The following is a 16,908-nucleotide window of genomic DNA, read 5'->3' on the forward strand; positions in this document are numbered from 1 at the left end:
GGTAACGCGTTTCGATCGAGGTCACCTTCTGAACGATCTTCCAGAGGCGTGAGACCGATTGTTACATTGGCCTTGACAAGCACGATTTAGGAGATATTCTGCGCGCCTTGCACGGAGAACCGTCCCGATCATGAACACACCAACGGAAACACTAAACATTTCATAAGTGCCTGCTCGCAGCCATGGGCTTCGAGGGGGCACACCCCTGAAGCCGAGTGGAGCGGGCTCCGTTGTTTGCGGACTCGAAAAGCTCTCGGTAACAGATGACCGGGAGCTTTTTGCTTTTTTGGAGTTCGCAATGCGTAAGGATATGTACAAGGTGATCGTGGAGCGCCCCCGCCACTGGAAAGGCGGGGATTCGCGGGCGGCTCGGCGACGTGACGATCACGACGGTCCCACTCACTTGGGCATGCGTGTGGGCTATGGCTACCGCTCGCTCAATGAGAATCTGGCGCCGCTGCGTCGCTATCTGCTGGCGCAGGTCGGACGCCCCTGGGACAAGGTATTCAGCGAGATTTGCGCCGGCATCGATCGCCGCAACACCGTGCAACAGCACATCCATCAGCACATCGAGGACTTCATCGCGACGCGTGTCGCAATTCGCGATGAGGAACTGATCGATCTGAGCAGCCCGTTCCGGCATGCCGCGGAAATCAGTCAACCGTTGTATGTCGATCCGCGCACCGGGCTGATCCGCATCAACAAGAAATATCGGCGGGGCTATCGTGGTTACTACGCCGAACGCAAAGCGCAGGAACAGGCGGAGATGGCTGCGTGTCGACGCGTGCTGGATGAGCGTACGTTGCTGCTGCGACTGGAGGAGCTGTGGTTTGAAGTGAAGTTGGCCGAGTTGCCGGCGTCCCAGGAGGTGCTCACCCTCGTCAAGGGTCGTCGACGGATCAAGGTCATCGTGGAGCGTCGGTACGATGCTGTGTTTCGTCGTGAGACATCGCGGGCTCACACCGATTGGGACGAACGGAAGCGTCTCTATGGGGCTCGCGATTTGTATGCGGTGAGCAAGCGTCAGCTCTCGACGCGGGAGCTGAAGGCGCACGGGCTGCGCGAGTGAGAGGGCGGGGTCCGCAATCTCAACAGGCTAAGCAACGCGGCGAGTAATGTCATCGCCGCGGCGATCGTCAGCGCGATCTTGGTCCCTGCTGCCGGGTGGGCGCTGAAGAGCAAGGCGACGATGGCTGCGCCACTGGCGTGCCCGAGCGATCGCACGGTGCTCAGCATGCCGGCCGCGGCACCGCTTCGGGCACGCGGCGCCGATGACAGGAGCGTGCGGTTGTTCGGCGCCTGAAAGAAACCGAAACCCACTCCGCACAGCGCCATCCGCCAGATGAGATCCCAAGCGGTGCCGTGCTCGGGCAAGTGCGCGAGTAACGCGAGTCCCGCCGAGAGCGCGACGAGTCCGACGCCACTCAGAATCGCCGCGGAATATCGATCCGCAAGCCGCCCGGCAATCGGCGCCGCGAACGCGACGGCGATGGGCCACGCCGTCATGAGCAAACCCGTCGCGACGACGCTGCGGCCCAGTCGCTGTATCTCAAAGGGAAGCGCGACGAAGGCGGCCATCTGCGCGAAGAACGAGCAGAGGCTGATGGCGAGCGATAAAGAGAAGATCGGCAGGTGCATCAAGTCAAAAGGCACGAGCGGGGCGGGCCGGTCGATCTCACGGCGGATGAGCAGCAGGCCAAACGCGCATGCGGCGGCGATCTGAAGGGCGGCGCCGAGTCGCGCGTCCTCATGCGCAAGCGACTGCAGCCCGACGATGAGCAAGCCGAACGTGACGATGTGCAGTGTCACGCTCAGGTAGTCGAGTGAACGTTGCGCGCGTTCGGTGTAGGGCAACGAGAACTGTGCGATTACCGCCGCGAGGATGCCGATCGGGACGTTGATGGCGAACAACCATCGCCAATCTGCAATCGCGAGCACCGCCGCGCCCGCACTGGGGCCAGCGGTCGCAGCCACGGCGGCGACCATGGCGTTGATGCCGGTCGCACGCCCCAGCATATTCGCGGGATAGGTGAGCCGAACCAGCGCGGCATTCACACTCATGATGCCGGCGGCGCCGAGGCCCTGCAGAGCGCGAGCCATCGTGAGTTCGAGCAGTGAGTGAGCAAACGTGCATGCGAGCGATGCGATGGTGAAGAGGATGAGGCCGGCCTGGGAGACGCGTCGATAACCCACGATCTCCGCGAGCGAGGCGAGCGGCAGAATCGCGATGAGAATCGCGATTTGATAGCTGTTGACGATCCAGATGGCGCTTGCGGCACTCGCCTCGAAGTGTCGCGCGATCGACGGCAGCGCCACACTGACGATGGTGCTGTCCAGGACACAAATCGCGATCACCATCATGGTGGTCGCCATGGACCAGTAACGGCGGGGCGAGGGCAGGCCGTCGACGTAGAGGGTGTGAGAGCTCACCGCCGATCGAGACCGTGAGCGGCGAGAAACGTCGAGAGCAAATCTGCGACCGCGACGTTGTTGAGATCAGCGAACGGCAGATGGGTGTTGCCCTTCAATCCGGCCTCGGGCAACACGAGGACCTCGGCCTGGCCGCCGTACTTGTTGACGATCTCGACGAAGCGGCGGGATTCCGCCAGACGCGCCCGGTACGTGGCGGATGGCTCGATGTTGTCGCCCCACACTACTTGTATTGGAAAGCGCGTGAGCTTGCGGAATGTTTCGAGCGGCACCTCGATGGGACCAAACGGTCCTTCCGGCACGTCGGGCCCTTCGCCCTGCGGGTAGACCCAGCCCACGTTCTCGTACGCCACGATGCCTTTGACGTTGTCACTTTTGAGTGCCGTGAGCAGGGCACGCAAGCCGCCGGCCGAATTCGTGAGTGCCACTGTCGGCCCGATGCGGTCCGCTAATACCGCCGCGGCGTCGCTTTCGAGCTGCGCGTTCGCGACGGTGTCGAATTCATCGTAGCGGGCGCGCATGGCCTGATTCCAGGCTTCGGAATCGTTTTTCGGGAACTGCACATTGTCGAACCAGTTCGGATAGGTGAGGCCGAAGCGCCACGCGACGAAGTTCTGCTGGTCGGCCCGGGCGCGCGGGGTGTACGTGGTGTCGGCGCAGCCCCAGTTGGCGCGACCGACGCGTGGCCCGTCCCACAGATAGACGGGGTAGCCGCGCCTCACGAAAATACTTTGAAAACCTTCGCCGCCATCCCAGCGTCGTTGCCAGGCCACGGCGCTCGCGCTGTGCCACATCAGCAGATTCACCGCGCGGGCTCGAGGGGGAATCTGATATTCGACGACCCCGTGATCGCAGTGGAGCGAGGCCGTTGCCGGATCGCCGAGCATCTTGCCGCCGACAGCAAAGCTTCCTTGAGATGCGATGAGCAGTGGTTCTCGTGACGCCGCGGTGAACGCGCAACCGGTGATGAGCGCCGCCGCGGCGATGACGAAGGTTCGTGCGATCAGCTGCATGAGCTTTGTTAATTCGCGCTCACGGGCTGGCCTTCACGAACATCCGGCGGCCGGCGGGACATGGCGGCCACGATGGCGATGGCGCCGATGACGGCGGCGGAGGCATAGACCGGGAAGTACACCGAGCGATCGAAGCCCATGCCGATGAGCGCGCCGCCGACGTAGGGCCCGACGATCGCGCCGAGGCGGCCGATGCCGACCGTGAAGCCGACGCCGGTGCTGCGGTTTTCGACCGAATAGAACCGGGTGCTGGTGATGAGGATGCCGGTGAATGCGGCTTCGATCGTGAACATGCAGGCCACCGCCAGCAGCACGAGCGGCAACGGGGAGTGAGTGAAGCCGAAGCCCATGAGCGCAGCGGCGCAGCCCGCAAGCATGATTGCCGTGGCGCGTGCGGCGCCGATCTTCGCTGCAAACAAGCCCATGCACAGCACGCCCACCGACGCCGCCGAGCTGGTCGCCATACCGACGGCGATGGCCGCCTTGTCGGTGAAGCCCGCCATGACCAGCACTTGCGGCTTCCAGCCGGTGAGAAAATAGCTGATGAAGAAGCGGGTGAACGATGCCAGCCACAACAGCAGCGTCGCGCGGATCAGTTGCGGCGAAAGAATCGCAGCGATGCCATCGAACGTTCGCACCTTTGTTTGCGGCCTGGGCGGCAGCTCGGTCAACAGGGATTGGCCGAAGCGCTCGCGAATCTTGTTGATGCGCGCCAACGCATTCGGGGGCTGCCGCGCGAGCAGAAAGTTCACCGACTCGGGCAAGGCGGCATAACAGGCCAGCGTCGTGATGCTGGTGACGATCGCCCCCGTGAGGAAGATGGCGCGCCAACCATAGGTCTCGACCAGGCTCGCGCCGATGGCGGCTCCGAGGATCGCGCCGATGGCAAAGCCGATGTGCACGAGGGCCAGAAACAGATTGCCTCGTTTTTCGTTGGAGAACTCGACCACCATGATGCTGAGCGAGGGCAGCAGGGCACCGACGCAGGTACCGACCATGAAGCGGAAGATCATGAGCTGGGTCAGGTTCTGGCTCGCGGCCAGGCCGAACATACAGATCGAGGAGGTGGTGGTCGCGGCGAGAATGATGGCGCGGCGGCCCACCTTGTCGGCTTGGGGCGCAACCAGAATGGCGCCGACCAGCATGCCCAGCGCGCCCGCGCTCAATACGATGCCGAAGGCCTGAGGTGAGATGTTCCATTCACGCAGCAGCGTCGGCGCGGCGTATGCGATCGACGTGGTATCGAGTCCGTCGCAGATGTTCGCGAGGATGCACAGAGCGACGACGGCGATCTGCCAGAACGTCAGGGGCCCATCCTGGCCAATGGATTTGACTCCGGCAGTGGAGGGTGCCGCCATACGATGCTCTCCTCTCAAACGATGGGGCCGATGGTATCAGCCCGTCTGATATTATCTATGCAAAGTCGAAGCGTCGGTTGATGCGCATCAGCTGGGCCGCTGCGGCAGACCCAGCAACCTCGCCGGATTGTCGACCAGCATCGTGCGCAGCTCGCCGTGACTCAGACCCAGCTCGTGCAACTGCTGCGCGGCCTCGGCGATCAGATCGTCGGGGAAGGGTCGATTGGCCTGGCCACCATCGCTGCTCAAAATCACCCGCGCCGGTCCAATCTCGCGGATGGCGTCATGGTATTGCTGGACAGTGAAGCTCGCGCGCGTGCCACTCAGGAAGTTGGCGACGAATTCGATGAATGCGCCGAGCCCGGCGGCTTCTTTCATCTGCGCGAGAGTCATGTTGATCGGATGGCCCATCGCGTGGGTTGCGATGATCCGATCGATGCCTCGACGCCGGGCCTCGCGAATGACGAGTAGTGCCTCGTCGGCGGACACATGGCCGGTTGCCAGCGCGAGCTTGACGTTGCTGTCACGAATCTGCGCGTGCGCAATCGTTTCTATCAGCGCGAGGGTTTCAGGCAGGAGCACCCCCTCACGCGCGATGGGGACCGCCGGGCGAGTCGGGTTCTTCGACTGGCGCACGTAATTCTCAGCATCCCAGGTCGGCATGCTGACGATTCGCGCATGCCCGCCGAGCACTTCGGCGAAGTGGTGTACCGTCTCGGGATTCAGGCCACCGACAGTACGGTTGCTACAGAGCATGCCGAACACTTCGACCTCAGGAACGGCCTTGCGTGCGAGATAGGCGAGGTGCGCGGTTTGATCGTAATGCTGTTTGATCACAAAGCCGCGCATGCCCGCGCGCTGCGCCCGACGTGCCATGTCGACGACATCGAGAGAACGGGCCGCTTGATTGCTGTGCGGCCCGAAACTGTCGGGATCGAGGTGAGTGTGAACGTCAATGGCATCGCGTAGCAGGGCGCGAGCGGCGACGCTCGCCCCCTGCGCATGCGATGCCGCGCTCGTCACCAACGCCAGGCCGGCGCCCATCCCGATCAACGTGCGCCTGCTCACGGTGGCCATCGCGCTAGAAGCTCACATCCACGCCGAGAGAGTACTGGCGTCCCACTTTGTCGTAGTAGGCGCCGTACACCGGCGTATTGAGCACCGTGTACGGCGTCATCACCGGATCGCGATTCAGCGCGTTGCGAATCGAGCCGAACAGTCGGATCCGGTCGTTGAGCGTGTAGGAGCCGTAGACGTTGAACAGCACGTACGAAGGAATATCGTTCTTGCTGATCGTCGGATTGCCCGGCGTGTTGTAGAGGTTGTCGAGCTTGCCTGAGCTCACGTGGACGGCTTGCAACGTGGTCGACCAGGTGTGTGTTTTAAAGCTGGTTGTCAGGTTGCCGCGGAAGTCCGGCACGGCCGCGAAGTTGGCGGCGCCGTGCTCGCCGGCGCGGTCCACCGGAACGGCACCCGGCAGCCCGGTGTCGACGATCGAGTCGGCGACGAAGGTGCCTGTATAGCCGATCGTCCACGTGCCGTTGAAGAGCTCGTGCGAATAGTCCAGCTGCACGTCGTAGCCTCGCTGCTCGAAACTGCCGAGGTTGATTGAGCCGGCATTCAACGCCGTGGGATCGCCCGCGGCGTTGAACGTGAATAGATTGCAGAAGGAACGAACGCCGGAGATGCACAGATTCGCGATGTTCGCGCCATTCAGATTGGTGATCGCCTTGTCGAGCTGGATGTCGTAGTAATCGACAGAGAAATTGAAGCCCGAGAGTGCGCCGGAGCTGGGCGAGAACACGAAACCGATGGTCGTCGTGTCGCCTTCTTCGGCCTGGACGTTCACGTCGCCGCCCGCGGTTCGTTGCGGGATCACGTAGTTGCGTACGGTGGGATTGGGGGTGCCCAGATCGTTGATATTGATCATCGTGATGTTGTTGGTCACGGCGGCGCCCGGGCTGTACAGCTCATTGATGGCGGGCGCGCGGATGTCGCGAGACTGACTCACGCGCAAGCGCAGGAAATCGAACGGTTCCCACACGAGGCCCGTTTTCCAGGCCTCCATTCCGCCGACCGTGCTGTAGTCGGCGTAACGGTAGGCGAGGTTGAGGTCGATTAGTTTGGCGAAACTCGACTCGCGAGCCAAAGGGACGATCGCTTCGACATAGCCTTCCGACACGTCAAAGGCACCCGAATAGGGCGAGTTGTTGCCGGTGAAGAAACCGCCGGCGGTCGCGATCGGATCCGCGGTGACTTCTTCCTCTTCCTTGCGATACTCGACGCCGGTAGCCACCGCAATCTCGCCCGCCCAGGTGGCGAACAGCTTGCCGCTCAGATTGGCGCCGAACGTCTTTTGTTTGTAAACCACTTCCGCGTGCGGATCGCCCTGGAAATAATCGCGCGCTTCGGCCGACGTGTTGCCTTCGCCGAAGAGATTGAGCGGGACGCAGCCGGCCGCGTCGGCATTGAAGCGGGGGTGACCGGGAATGGTCGCCGCGCAGACGATATTGCCGTTGCCGTCTCGGACCGCATCGACTGCGAAGGCCAGATTGGCCGTGATGGGATTGTTTTCGGAATCGTAGTTGTAGTCGTTGCGTCCGTAGGAAACGTGCGCATCCCAGTCCCAGCCATTGGCGAACGAACCCTCGAGGCCCGCGGTGAAGCGGGGCGACTTGTTCTCGATCTCATAGGAGTTGTTGCCAAGGTCGTTGCCCTGACGCGTCATTCGGAAGCCGCCGACGCCTTGCGCGGTCATGGCATCTCTGACAACAGTGGGCAGGAACGCGTTGTCCGCTCGAATGAACAGTTGGGTGGAGGTGAGGCGCGGCTGGGCCGCCGTCAGCAAACCTTTGGATTGCGAGTAGCCGAGCGATGCATAGCCATAGAGACGGTCGCTGAAGTCGAAGCCAAAGCGTGCGTAGGTCGAGGCGCGTTCGACGCCTGGCACTTGCGACACGCCTTTGGTGATGGACTCGCCTTCGCCACCGATCATGGTGCTGGAGGTGGCGCCGGGGCCGAGCGGATAGCCGTATTGGAACGGACGAATCGAGCCGTCGGGATTGAAAGTCTGGCCGGTCAACGTAAAGCCCACGTTGGCCGTATTGGCGGCGTTGCGGCCCTGGCCAATGATGCCGCCGACACCGAGCGCGGTATGAACGTTATCGCCCCACGTGAGCGAGGGGTTGCCCGGCGTCGAGACGATCATGGTTTCGCGACGACCCCAATCGCGGGTGTAGATATCGCCCATGCCTTCGCTGTCGACCCAGTCGGCGCTGAAGACGACATGCGCGCGACCGCTGTCCGAGTTCCAGCCGCCGAGCACGCCGACGCGCTGTTCCTCCGCATCGCCTTCCTCAGAGATACCGGTCTGAGCACGCACGCGGACACCGTCGAATTCACGGCGCAACAGGATGTTCACGACACCGGACACGGCGTCGGAGCCGTATTGAGCCGAGGCGCCGCCGGTGACGGTCTCAACCCGTTCGACCATCAAGGTCGGGATCAGATTCAGATCCGTCGTGGTCGGCACGGAGAGGTTGCTTGCCGGAGCGAAGGGCACGATGCGGGAGCTATCGACGAGCACCAGTGTTCGCTGCCCGCCGAGGCCTCGCAGGTCCGCGGTCCATTGACCGGGGCTCGCCGTGTTGACCGCGTTCGAATTCGGATTGCGCGTGCCCTTGACCATGCCGGTCTGTTCGAGAATTTCGCCCAAGCCGGTCGCGGCCTGGGTGTCGATGACCGCGGCGCTGATGACGTTGGTGGGGCTCGGTGCCTGATAGCCGTCGCGTGCCGCGCGGGTGCCAGTCACGACGATTTCCACGAGCTCCGTCGTTTCCGCAGGCGGTGCGTCCTGCGCGAAGGCGGGCATCGCACTCAGCGCGGTCGCCGCGAGCAGCGTCTCGCGCAATGGCATTCCCTTGCACGAAACCCGCGTGGGAATGTTCCTCTTCTTCAGCATCTTTCCCCCTTATCTGCACTTGCAGAGCTGATCTCGCCGTGTGAAGCCGTTTGTGGCCTGGCGCAGGTGATCTATTTCGATCTTATGTAAGCCGAGCTGATATCAGCTAAGATGATCTATAGCGCGCGGCTTGTCAACGCGCATTGATCAGCCTGGCTGATATAGATACAGTTGCTCCATGCAAGCGAGCCTCACACACACCATCGATGGCCGCCCGGTCGAGGCCGTCGAGTTCTTCGATGTCATCAACCCGGCAACCGCGAGTGTCTTTGCGCAGGCGCCCGAGGCCAGCCGTGCGCAGCTCGATCTCGCGGTGGAGGTGGCACGACGCGCGTTCGAGCGCTGGCGGGCGGTCCCAACGGCGAGCCGGCGAAAGATTCTGTCCGGATTCGCCGCGGCGATTCGCGCCGAGACGCAGATCCTCGCACCCTTGTTGACTCGGGAGCAGGGCAAACCGTTGGCGGCAGCGGTTCGTGAGATCGAATCGACCGCGGCTCGAATCGAAGGACTGCTCGCATTCGAGTTGACGCCCGAAACATTGCGCGACGATGAACGCGGACGTGTGGTACTCGATTACCAGCCCATGGGAGTGGTGGGGGCGATCGCGCCCTGGAATTCGCCCCTGTTGCTCGCGACACAGATTGCCGCGCAGGCCCTGGTGACCGGCAACAGCGTGGTTGTGAAACCCTCGCCGTTTACGCCGCTTGCGACGTTGCGACTCGGAGAGATTGCCGCAAGGACTCTACCGCCAGGCCTTTTCAACACGCTCTCAGGCGGCAACGAGCTCGGCCGATGGATGACGGAACACGCCGGCATCGACAAGATCGGCTTCGTGGGCTCGGTCGCGACGGGTAAACGCGTGCTGGCCAGCGCCGCGGCGTCCAATCTCAAGCGGGTGTCGCTCGAGCTCGGCGGCAACGATGCCGCGATCGTGCTGGCCGACGCCGACGTCGATTCAATTGCGCCGAAACTCTTCTCGGGCGCGTTCGCCAACAGTGGCCAGCGTTGCATGGCTATCAAGCGAGTGCTGGTTCACGAGTCGCTGATCGATCGGCTCGGCGCCGCGCTCGCGCAGCTTGCGAAACAGGCGAAGGTGGGCGATGGCTTCGAGCCGGGGGTGGAGTTGGGACCGGTTCAGAATCGCCCGCAGTTCGAGCGCGTCCTGGGCCTCATCGACGATGCGCTGAGCCGGGGCGGGCGGGCGCTCGCGGGTGGCGCGGCGCTGAACAGAGCCGGCTACTTCATCGCGCCCACGATCGTCACCGGCGTGGCCGAAGGCACGCCCCTGGTGGATGAGGAACAGTTCGGCCCGGTCTTGCCACTGCTGACATTCACTCACGTCGATGAAGCGGTGGCCCGCGCCAACGCGACTCGCTTCGGCCTGGGCGCCTCGGTCTGGAGCGGAGATCCGGAACGTGCCGCGGACATCGCGCATCGGCTCGAGGCCGGCACGGTCTGGATCAATTCTCACGGCGGTTCCTTGCCGGAAATTCCTTTCGGCGGCTGCAAGGAATCCGGGATCGGCCGTGGCATGGGGTTGATGGGGCTGAAGTCGTACGTAGAACCGCGTGTGTCGTATCTCCCGTGAGTTGGCACGTGCGCCAGAGTTATATACTGCTCCTAATTGACATGATTGGAGCACGATAGCCGGCATGGCGAAAAAACAGCCACCTTCGAAAAACACGCGAAGCGGCGCCACCCGTGGCCCGTTCCGCACCCTCTACCTGGTCAAGCAGGTTCAGTACAAGACGTTCCTGCGCCTGGAGGCGGCGCTGCAGCCGCTGGGCGTCACCACGACCCAGTTCCGCATCCTGACGGCGCTCTCGCGCGGCGATAACAAGCGCTCCTCGGCCGAGTTGTCGCGCCTGTTCGGCGTCAAGCCCCAGACGATGATCAAGCAGATCGTCAACCTGGAAAGCAATGGCTTGATCGAGCGCAATCTCGCCAAGGGCAGCAAGCGCGTCCTCGAGGTGTCGATGACCGAGGCGGGCCGCGGCGCCCTGCGAGCCTGCGACAAGGCGGCCACGGCGGTCGAGGCGAGCATTTTCGCAAGCTTCGGGCCCGGCGAGCTCGAGACCTATCGCGCGCTCATGGAGAAGGTGCTCGCCGGCCTGCACGACATTCCCGATGACGAGGAAGAAGAGGAATGAGTTATCAGCTTGGCTGATTTTATTTGATCAGCCAGGCTGATTGAATTATGGTGGCGCTCATGGGTTCGCATTTCCCTTTGGGAGGGATATAAGTTGACTACCTCTGAGCAACTCGCCTTTCAGCCGCCGCTCGCCAATGTGCTGGTGGAAATCGACGAAGGCATCGCCTGGGTCACGCTCAACCGGCCCAGCAAGCGCAACGCCATGAGCCCGGCGCTGAACGATGAGATGGTGAGAGTGCTCGATGCCCTCGAGATCGACGATCGAGTCTCGGTGGTGGTGCTGACTGGTGCCGGCGATGCGTTCTCCGCGGGCATGGATCTGAAGGAGTTCTTCCGCGATCTCGATCCGCTGCCGTATTCCCGGAAAATGCGCATCAAGCGCTCCGCGTGGCAGTGGCAATGGAAGATGCTCTTGACCTATCCGAAGCCCACGATCGCCATGGTCAACGGTTGGTGCTTTGGCGGCGCGTTCACGCCGCTCGTCGCCTGCGATCTTGCGATCGCAGCCGAAGAGGCGCAGTTCGGGCTTTCGGAAATCAACTGGGGCATCCTGCCCGGTGGCCAGGTGACGAAGGCGATCACCGCCGTCATGTCGCACCGGGATGCCATGTACTACGCCTTGACCGGCAAGACGTTCGATGGTCGCAAGGCGGCGGAAATGCGCCTGGTCAACGAGGCTGTGCCGCTCAGCGAGCTCAAGAAACGAACCCGTGAGCTCGCGACGCTTCTGCGCAGTAAGAACCCGACCGTCATGCGTGGCACGAAGATGGCTGTTCGCATGGTGCAAGAGATGCCGTGGGAAGTATCGAACGATTATTTGTTTGCAAAGAGTGCCGAATCGCAGTTCCACGATCCCGAGCGCGGTCGCAGCCAGGGGCTGACTCAGTTCCTCGACGAGAAGAGCTATCGTCCGGGCCTGTCGGGTTACAAGCGGCCGGAGTAACTCGTGTCGATCAGTCGGCTTCTGCGTCCCCGCAGTGTGGCGATCGTTGGCGCCTCTGCCACTCGGGGTTCGCTCGGCGCGGGCGTACTGGCGAACCTCGATCGATTCAGCTTCGCTAAACCCCTGCACCTGGTGAATCCCCGCTACGATCGTATCGGGGACCGTCCTTGCGTGCGTTCCATCGCCGAGCTGCCCGATGGCATCGACTGCGCGGTGCTGGCGATTCCACAAGCACACGTGGCGGATGCGGTACGTGCGTGCGCCGAAAAAAACATTGGCGGAGTGATCGTCCTCGCCGGCGGCTTTGCTGAGGCGGGCGAAGAGGGCAAGCGTGCGCAGGAGGAGATCGCGGCCATCGCGCAGAGTGCGGGCATCGCGCTACAGGGGCCGAACTGCTTGGGCACGATCAACTATGTCGACAGCGTGCCGTTGATGTTCGGCGTGGCGCCCTTCGAGTCGCTCGGCGATCGAGCGGGCGTTGCAGTCGTTTCACAAAGTGGCGCGATGGCCTCGGCCGTGAGAGTGGCTCTGCAGGCGCGCGGCGTCGGTGTGTCGTATTCGGTCTCGACCGGCAATGAAGCGTCGCTCGGCGCCGAGGATTTCCTGGAAGAGTTCATCGGCGATCCGCATACGCGAGTCATCGCCATGTTGATGGAGCAGATCCGCCGGCCGGCGAGGTTCCTGGATCTAGCCATCCGTGCACGCGAGGCCGGTAAGTACATCGTCTTGCATCACCTCGGGCGCAGCGCTGCCGGACGGGATGCGGCCAAGACTCACACCGGCGCATTGTCCGGCGACTATTCCGTCATGGCGGCGCAGGTCACGGCGCGAGGTGTTTGTCTCGTCGATAGTCTGGAATTGTTGATCGATGTTCCGGAGCTCTTGATCCGTTTGCGGACCCCCCGCTCTTCGGGAGGGACTGCGATCGTCGGCGAATCGGGGGCCTTCAAGGGTCTCGCGCTCGATTTCTGCGAGACGGTCGGGCTGCGGTTGCCACCGTTGTCCGCCTCGACATACGCCGCGCTGGTGAGTCAGCTGCCGGTGTTTTCTCCGCCCAGCAATCCGCTCGATCTGACGGCGCAAGCCATGAGCGACACCGGCCTGTACCGCAGAGTGCTGGAGTTGATCGCGGTTGATTCAGCCTTCGGCAGCGTCGTCATCACCATTTCGTTGCCGAGCGCGGAGTCGGCCAATCGCAAGTTACCGCTGATCATCGAGGCGCTGCGTTCGCTCGATGGCAAACCGGACGTGGTCTTTGCCATGTTGGGCGAGGACTGTCCGATCCCGCAAACGTATGTGGAACAGATCAGGGACGCGGGCACCCCGTTCTTTCGATCGCCCGAGCGAGCCTTCAGGGCGCTCGCGGCCGTGAAGCGGCTGGCAGCTTCGATTGACGTCACCCCATCCGTTGCCCGAGCGTTCGAAGTGCCGCTCGATGCGGGGATGATTCCGGAATACCGCGCGAAACAGTTGCTCGCGCGACGGGGCTTGAAGATGCCCGCGAGTCGCTTTGTCGTGTCATTGGAAGAGGCGTCGAAGGCCGCGGCAGAGCTTGGGTTTCCGCTTGCTTTGAAGGCACAGTCGAGCCTTCTGCCGCACAAGTCCGAAGCCGGCGCCGTGGCGCTCGATATTCGCGATGACGCCTCGTTGCGTTCGGCATGGACCACGATGACACAACGGTTGTCGCTCGAACGGCCCGGCGTGTCGATCGATGGCATGCTGTTGGAACGAATGAGCGAGGCGGGCATCGAGATCATCATCGGTGCGCGCAACGAGGCGGGTTGGGGGCCCGTCATCATGGTCGGGCTCGGCGGCATCCTGACGGAGTTGTTACAGGATGTGGTGTTCATTCCGGCGGGCGTCGGGCGTACGCAGATCGAGCAGGCACTGCGTTCTTTGAAGGGCGCTAAGTTGTTCGATGGCTATCGAGGCGCGCCTCCCGCGGATCTCGATGCGGCCATCACCGTGGTTGAAATCCTGAGCGCGTTGCTGCTCGAGCATCCGGAGATCGTCGAAGCCGATCTGAACCCGGTTCGGATTCATGCGCGCGGGCAGGGAGCGACCGTGCTGGATGCACTCTTCGTCGTGGGGAACTCATGAGTGGCGCGCCCATCGAGGTCTGGCGGGGATGCGCCAATGCGTGGGAATGCGACCACGTCGGTCATCTCAACACGCGCTACTACGTGGCGCGCGTCGAGCAAGCACTCGCAGGGCTTGCGCGATGGCTCGGGCTCACGGACGTCAATGACGGCTCAGGAGCCCACCATCTCTTCGTCAAAGCCCAACACATGCGTTTTTTGCACGAGGCGCGGGCCGGCGCAGCCTTGCATGCGACGGCGCAAGTGCTCAGCTGGGGCCGCGACGAGGCGGTGGTTTTGTTTTTGTTACATCACTCGAATTCCGGGAAGCTGGCCGCGACCTTCCGACTGTCGATCGCTTACCTCGAGCGCGGCAGCCGCCGGCCTGAAGCCTGGCCCGCACCTGCGACGCGTGCCGCCAGCGCGCTGCTCTGTGAAGCGCCCAGCGAAGCAAAGCCACGCAGTCTGGCTCTCGATCACGTCGAGGTCACCGCCTCCTTGGAGCGCGCCCGGCAGTTGGGAATGCGCACGACGGGTGTCGGCACGATCATGCCGGAGGCCTGCGATGTTCACGGTCACTGGCGGCTGTCGTCATTCATGGGGCGGGTTGCCGATAGCATTCCTCACTTGAGAAATGGCGAATGGCGCGACGTGCTCGCGCGTACCATGCCGGGCGGAACGTCGCGGGTCGGCTCGGCGCTCATCGAGTTTCAGACGGTACACGTACGATGGCCCAAGGCCGGCGATGGTTGTGAAGTGCGCTCGGCGCTCGCGGGCTGCACGGACCGAGTCACGCATGCGTCGCACTGGCTGCTCGATCCGGAGACCGGGGCGCCGTGGGCCGCCGTCAGGACGGTGGGGATCGCGCTGGATCTGGATGCCCGGCGGTCCATCCCGTTGACCGCCGAGGCACAGGCCGCTTATCGCGACGCTAGCGTGGCAGGCTTGGCTCTGTAAGCGCCGCCTGCTTCTTCAAGTGAAAGATCTCGCGCGCTTCCTCGGGCGTCGCGACGCTGAGATCGAGACATTCGAGCAGTTTACGGGCGCGTTCGACCAGCTGACCGTTGGTGGCAAAGACGCCGCGCGAAAGATACAAGTTGTCTTCCAGGCCCACGCGGACGTGTCCGCCCAGCAGTGCGGTGTGCGCCAGCATCGGCATTTGTTCCGTGCCGATACCGAAGGCTTGCCACACGGCGTCGGATGGCAACAGGTTGCGCTGATAGAGCAGCGGCTCGATGCCGCTCGGCGCGGTCCATTTGACGCCGAACACCATCTGGAACAACGGCGGGCCCTCGATCAGTCCTTCGGCGATCAGCTCCTTCGCGAGCACGATGTTGCCAGCGTCGAACACCTCCAGCTCGGGCTTCACGCCGAGCTCTTTGAAGCGCTTGGCCATCAGGCGCATGGAGTGTGGCGTGTTCATGTAAATGGCTTCGAACCGTCCGTAGTGACGGTTGCCGGCGGTGATATCGAACGACGCAAGCTCCGGCAGATTGCGCTCGATGTGGCGCATCCGCTTGGGAACGGGGTAGATTTTGGAGTACGGCCCGGGGCGGGACTCGTCCTCGGGATCGGGCACGAACAGCGCACCCATGCCGCACGTCAGGTTGATGACGACATCGACGCCGCTCGAGCGCACGCGATCGACCACCTCGTCGAACAGCCGCGGGTCATCGGAGCTCATCCCGGTCTCGGGGTTGCGCACGTGGATGTGAACGACGGACGCGCCTTCTTTCGCGGCTTCGAGACAACTGTCCGCGATCTGGGCCGGGGTGATCGGGATCGCGGGATGACGGGGATGCGGCCGTCCGCCGCCGGTGACGGCACAGGTGAGGACCACTTTCCGGCTCATGCAACGACTCCTTTGACAGGCAAGAACGATCGGTCTAATTTAGATAAGCCTAGCTGATTAGATCGGTCGATTGAACCGGATCGAGAAAAATATTCGTGCAAGGGATTGGCAGGGGGCGAGCGCATCGCCAGTTTTCTTTCGATTGAATCGAGGCATCGCTCGTTATGACATCCACACAGCAACGTCCCGCGCCACGCGACTTCCGCAAGCGCTTGCTCGCTCGCGAGCTGCTGATCGGCACGTTCTGCAAAACGCCGACCTCGCATTCGACCGAGATCCTGGGCTCGCTGGGTTATGACTTCGTCATGCTGGACGAGGAGCACGCGCCGTGGACGCGCCAAACACTCGAGGTCGGCTTCCTCGGGGCCCGAGCGTTCAACATCGCGGGGCTCGTGCGGGTTGCGCGGCCGGATGCGAACAGCATTCTCTCCGCGCTGGATGATGGAGCCATCGGTGTCATGGTCCCTCATGTCGCCTCGGCGGAGAAGGCGAGAAACATCGCCTCATGGGCCCGTTACAAGGGCGGTACGCGAGGTTCGGGTGTCGGTCGCGGCGGCGACTATGGCGGCCGGCCGTTCGAGACTCACTACGCAGCCTCCGATGCGACCACAACAGTGATTGCGATGATCGAGGACCGCGAGGCGCTCGAGCATATCGATGAGATCGTCGCCGTCGAAGGTATCGACGGTTTCTTTCTAGGACGCGGCGATCTTGGCCTGTCGTTGAGTAACGCGACCGGATCTGTGCCGACGGTGGAGGAAGCAGTGGAGATCGTTGCGAAGGCGGTGCTGAAGAGCGGCAAGGCCCTGTGCGCCGTCACGCAGAACATGGCCTCGGAGGATGCAAAACGGATGCTCGACCTCGGCGTTACGGCGCTGATGGTGGCGAGCGATCAAGGGTTGCTGCGCTCGGGGGCGCTCACGCAGTTGGAGCATTTCAGGAAGTTGAGCAAAGCGGGGACATGATCAAGAGGCCCTCAATCGCCGTACGGCTCCGAGGGACCTTGCTTTCAACGATCCCGCTGTTTCACACGCGATTCCGAGCCGTGGGCTCGGAAGGACCTTGTTTCCAATGACCCGGCAATGATCAACGCGATTCCGAGCCCCACGCGGTTCCGAGCC

At 63.0% G+C, this 16,908-nt stretch carries 13 protein-coding genes; 7 read left to right on the forward strand and 6 right to left on the reverse strand.

Going from position 1 to position 16,908, the window contains the following annotated elements; translation table 11 throughout:
• The first annotated feature begins 298 nt into the window (after nucleotides 1–298).
• Nucleotides 299–1,069: a hypothetical protein gene (locus ACFPN2_RS21965; protein ID WP_380600594.1), complete on the forward strand. Its 771-nt coding sequence runs from the start codon at nucleotides 299–301 to the stop codon at nucleotides 1,067–1,069.
• Here the strand turns inward: ACFPN2_RS21965 and ACFPN2_RS21970 are convergent.
• The 5 genes from ACFPN2_RS21970 to ACFPN2_RS21990 all read right to left on the reverse strand — a co-directional run bounded on the left by ACFPN2_RS21970 (nucleotide 1,024) and on the right by ACFPN2_RS21990 (nucleotide 8,762).
• Nucleotides 1,024–2,430, reverse strand: a complete 1,407-nt coding sequence (locus ACFPN2_RS21970) for an MFS transporter (RefSeq protein WP_380600596.1) — start codon at nucleotides 2,428–2,430, stop codon at nucleotides 1,024–1,026. The two genes, ACFPN2_RS21965 and ACFPN2_RS21970, sit on opposite strands and share 46 nt — an antisense overlap.
• Nucleotides 2,427–3,443, reverse strand: a complete 1,017-nt coding sequence (locus tag ACFPN2_RS21975) for an alpha/beta hydrolase (protein WP_380600598.1) — start codon at nucleotides 3,441–3,443, stop codon at nucleotides 2,427–2,429. The genes ACFPN2_RS21970 and ACFPN2_RS21975 overlap by 4 nt, the downstream gene beginning before the upstream one ends.
• Nucleotides 3,444–3,451: 8 nt before the next feature.
• Nucleotides 3,452–4,801 carry an MFS transporter gene (locus ACFPN2_RS21980; protein ID WP_380600600.1) on the reverse strand — a complete coding sequence of 450 codons (1,350 nt, stop codon included), beginning with the start codon at nucleotides 4,799–4,801 and terminating at the stop codon, nucleotides 3,452–3,454.
• A gap of 87 nt (nucleotides 4,802–4,888) precedes the next feature.
• Nucleotides 4,889–5,869, reverse strand: a complete 981-nt coding sequence (locus tag ACFPN2_RS21985; protein ID WP_380600602.1) for a DUF6282 family protein — start codon at nucleotides 5,867–5,869, stop codon at nucleotides 4,889–4,891.
• A gap of 13 nt (nucleotides 5,870–5,882) precedes the next feature.
• Nucleotides 5,883–8,762: a TonB-dependent receptor plug domain-containing protein gene (locus ACFPN2_RS21990; protein WP_380600604.1), complete on the reverse strand. Its 2,880-nt coding sequence runs from the start codon at nucleotides 8,760–8,762 to the stop codon at nucleotides 5,883–5,885.
• A gap of 178 nt (nucleotides 8,763–8,940) precedes the next feature.
• Between ACFPN2_RS21990 and ACFPN2_RS21995 the strand changes: the two genes are divergently transcribed.
• From ACFPN2_RS21995 to ACFPN2_RS22015, 5 genes are all read left to right on the forward strand, one after another.
• Complete coding sequence (locus ACFPN2_RS21995; RefSeq protein WP_380600606.1) at nucleotides 8,941–10,350, forward strand: aldehyde dehydrogenase family protein; 1,410 nt, start codon at nucleotides 8,941–8,943, stop codon at nucleotides 10,348–10,350.
• A 64-nt stretch (nucleotides 10,351–10,414) separates the two neighbouring features.
• Nucleotides 10,415–10,912: a MarR family winged helix-turn-helix transcriptional regulator gene (locus ACFPN2_RS22000; protein WP_380600608.1), complete on the forward strand. Its 498-nt coding sequence runs from the start codon at nucleotides 10,415–10,417 to the stop codon at nucleotides 10,910–10,912.
• Between the two features lie 93 nt (nucleotides 10,913–11,005).
• Nucleotides 11,006–11,857 (forward strand): p-hydroxycinnamoyl CoA hydratase/lyase, encoded by an 852-nt coding sequence (locus ACFPN2_RS22005; RefSeq protein WP_380600610.1) that lies wholly within the window; start codon nucleotides 11,006–11,008, stop codon nucleotides 11,855–11,857.
• A gap of 3 nt (nucleotides 11,858–11,860) precedes the next feature.
• Complete coding sequence (locus ACFPN2_RS22010; RefSeq protein ID WP_380600612.1) at nucleotides 11,861–13,957, forward strand: acetate--CoA ligase family protein; 2,097 nt, start codon at nucleotides 11,861–11,863, stop codon at nucleotides 13,955–13,957.
• Nucleotides 13,954–14,892: an acyl-CoA thioesterase gene (locus ACFPN2_RS22015; protein ID WP_380600614.1), complete on the forward strand. Its 939-nt coding sequence runs from the start codon at nucleotides 13,954–13,956 to the stop codon at nucleotides 14,890–14,892. Before ACFPN2_RS22010 ends, ACFPN2_RS22015 begins: the two co-directional genes overlap by 4 nt.
• Here the strand turns inward: ACFPN2_RS22015 and ACFPN2_RS22020 are convergent.
• Nucleotides 14,867–15,787: a beta-keto acid cleavage family enzyme gene (locus ACFPN2_RS22020; protein WP_380600616.1), complete on the reverse strand. Its 921-nt coding sequence runs from the start codon at nucleotides 15,785–15,787 to the stop codon at nucleotides 14,867–14,869. The genes ACFPN2_RS22015 and ACFPN2_RS22020 overlap by 26 nt on opposite strands.
• A gap of 164 nt (nucleotides 15,788–15,951) precedes the next feature.
• On the opposite strand from ACFPN2_RS22020, the gene ACFPN2_RS22025 reads away from it, so the two are divergent.
• Nucleotides 15,952–16,752: an HpcH/HpaI aldolase family protein gene (locus ACFPN2_RS22025; protein ID WP_380600618.1), complete on the forward strand. Its 801-nt coding sequence runs from the start codon at nucleotides 15,952–15,954 to the stop codon at nucleotides 16,750–16,752.
• Nucleotides 16,753–16,908: the final 156 nt, after the last annotated feature.

Origin of the sequence: Steroidobacter flavus, assembly GCF_042651805.1 — a bacterium.
In the GTDB taxonomy this organism is placed as follows: Bacteria; Pseudomonadota; Gammaproteobacteria; order Steroidobacterales; family Steroidobacteraceae; genus Steroidobacter; species Steroidobacter flavus.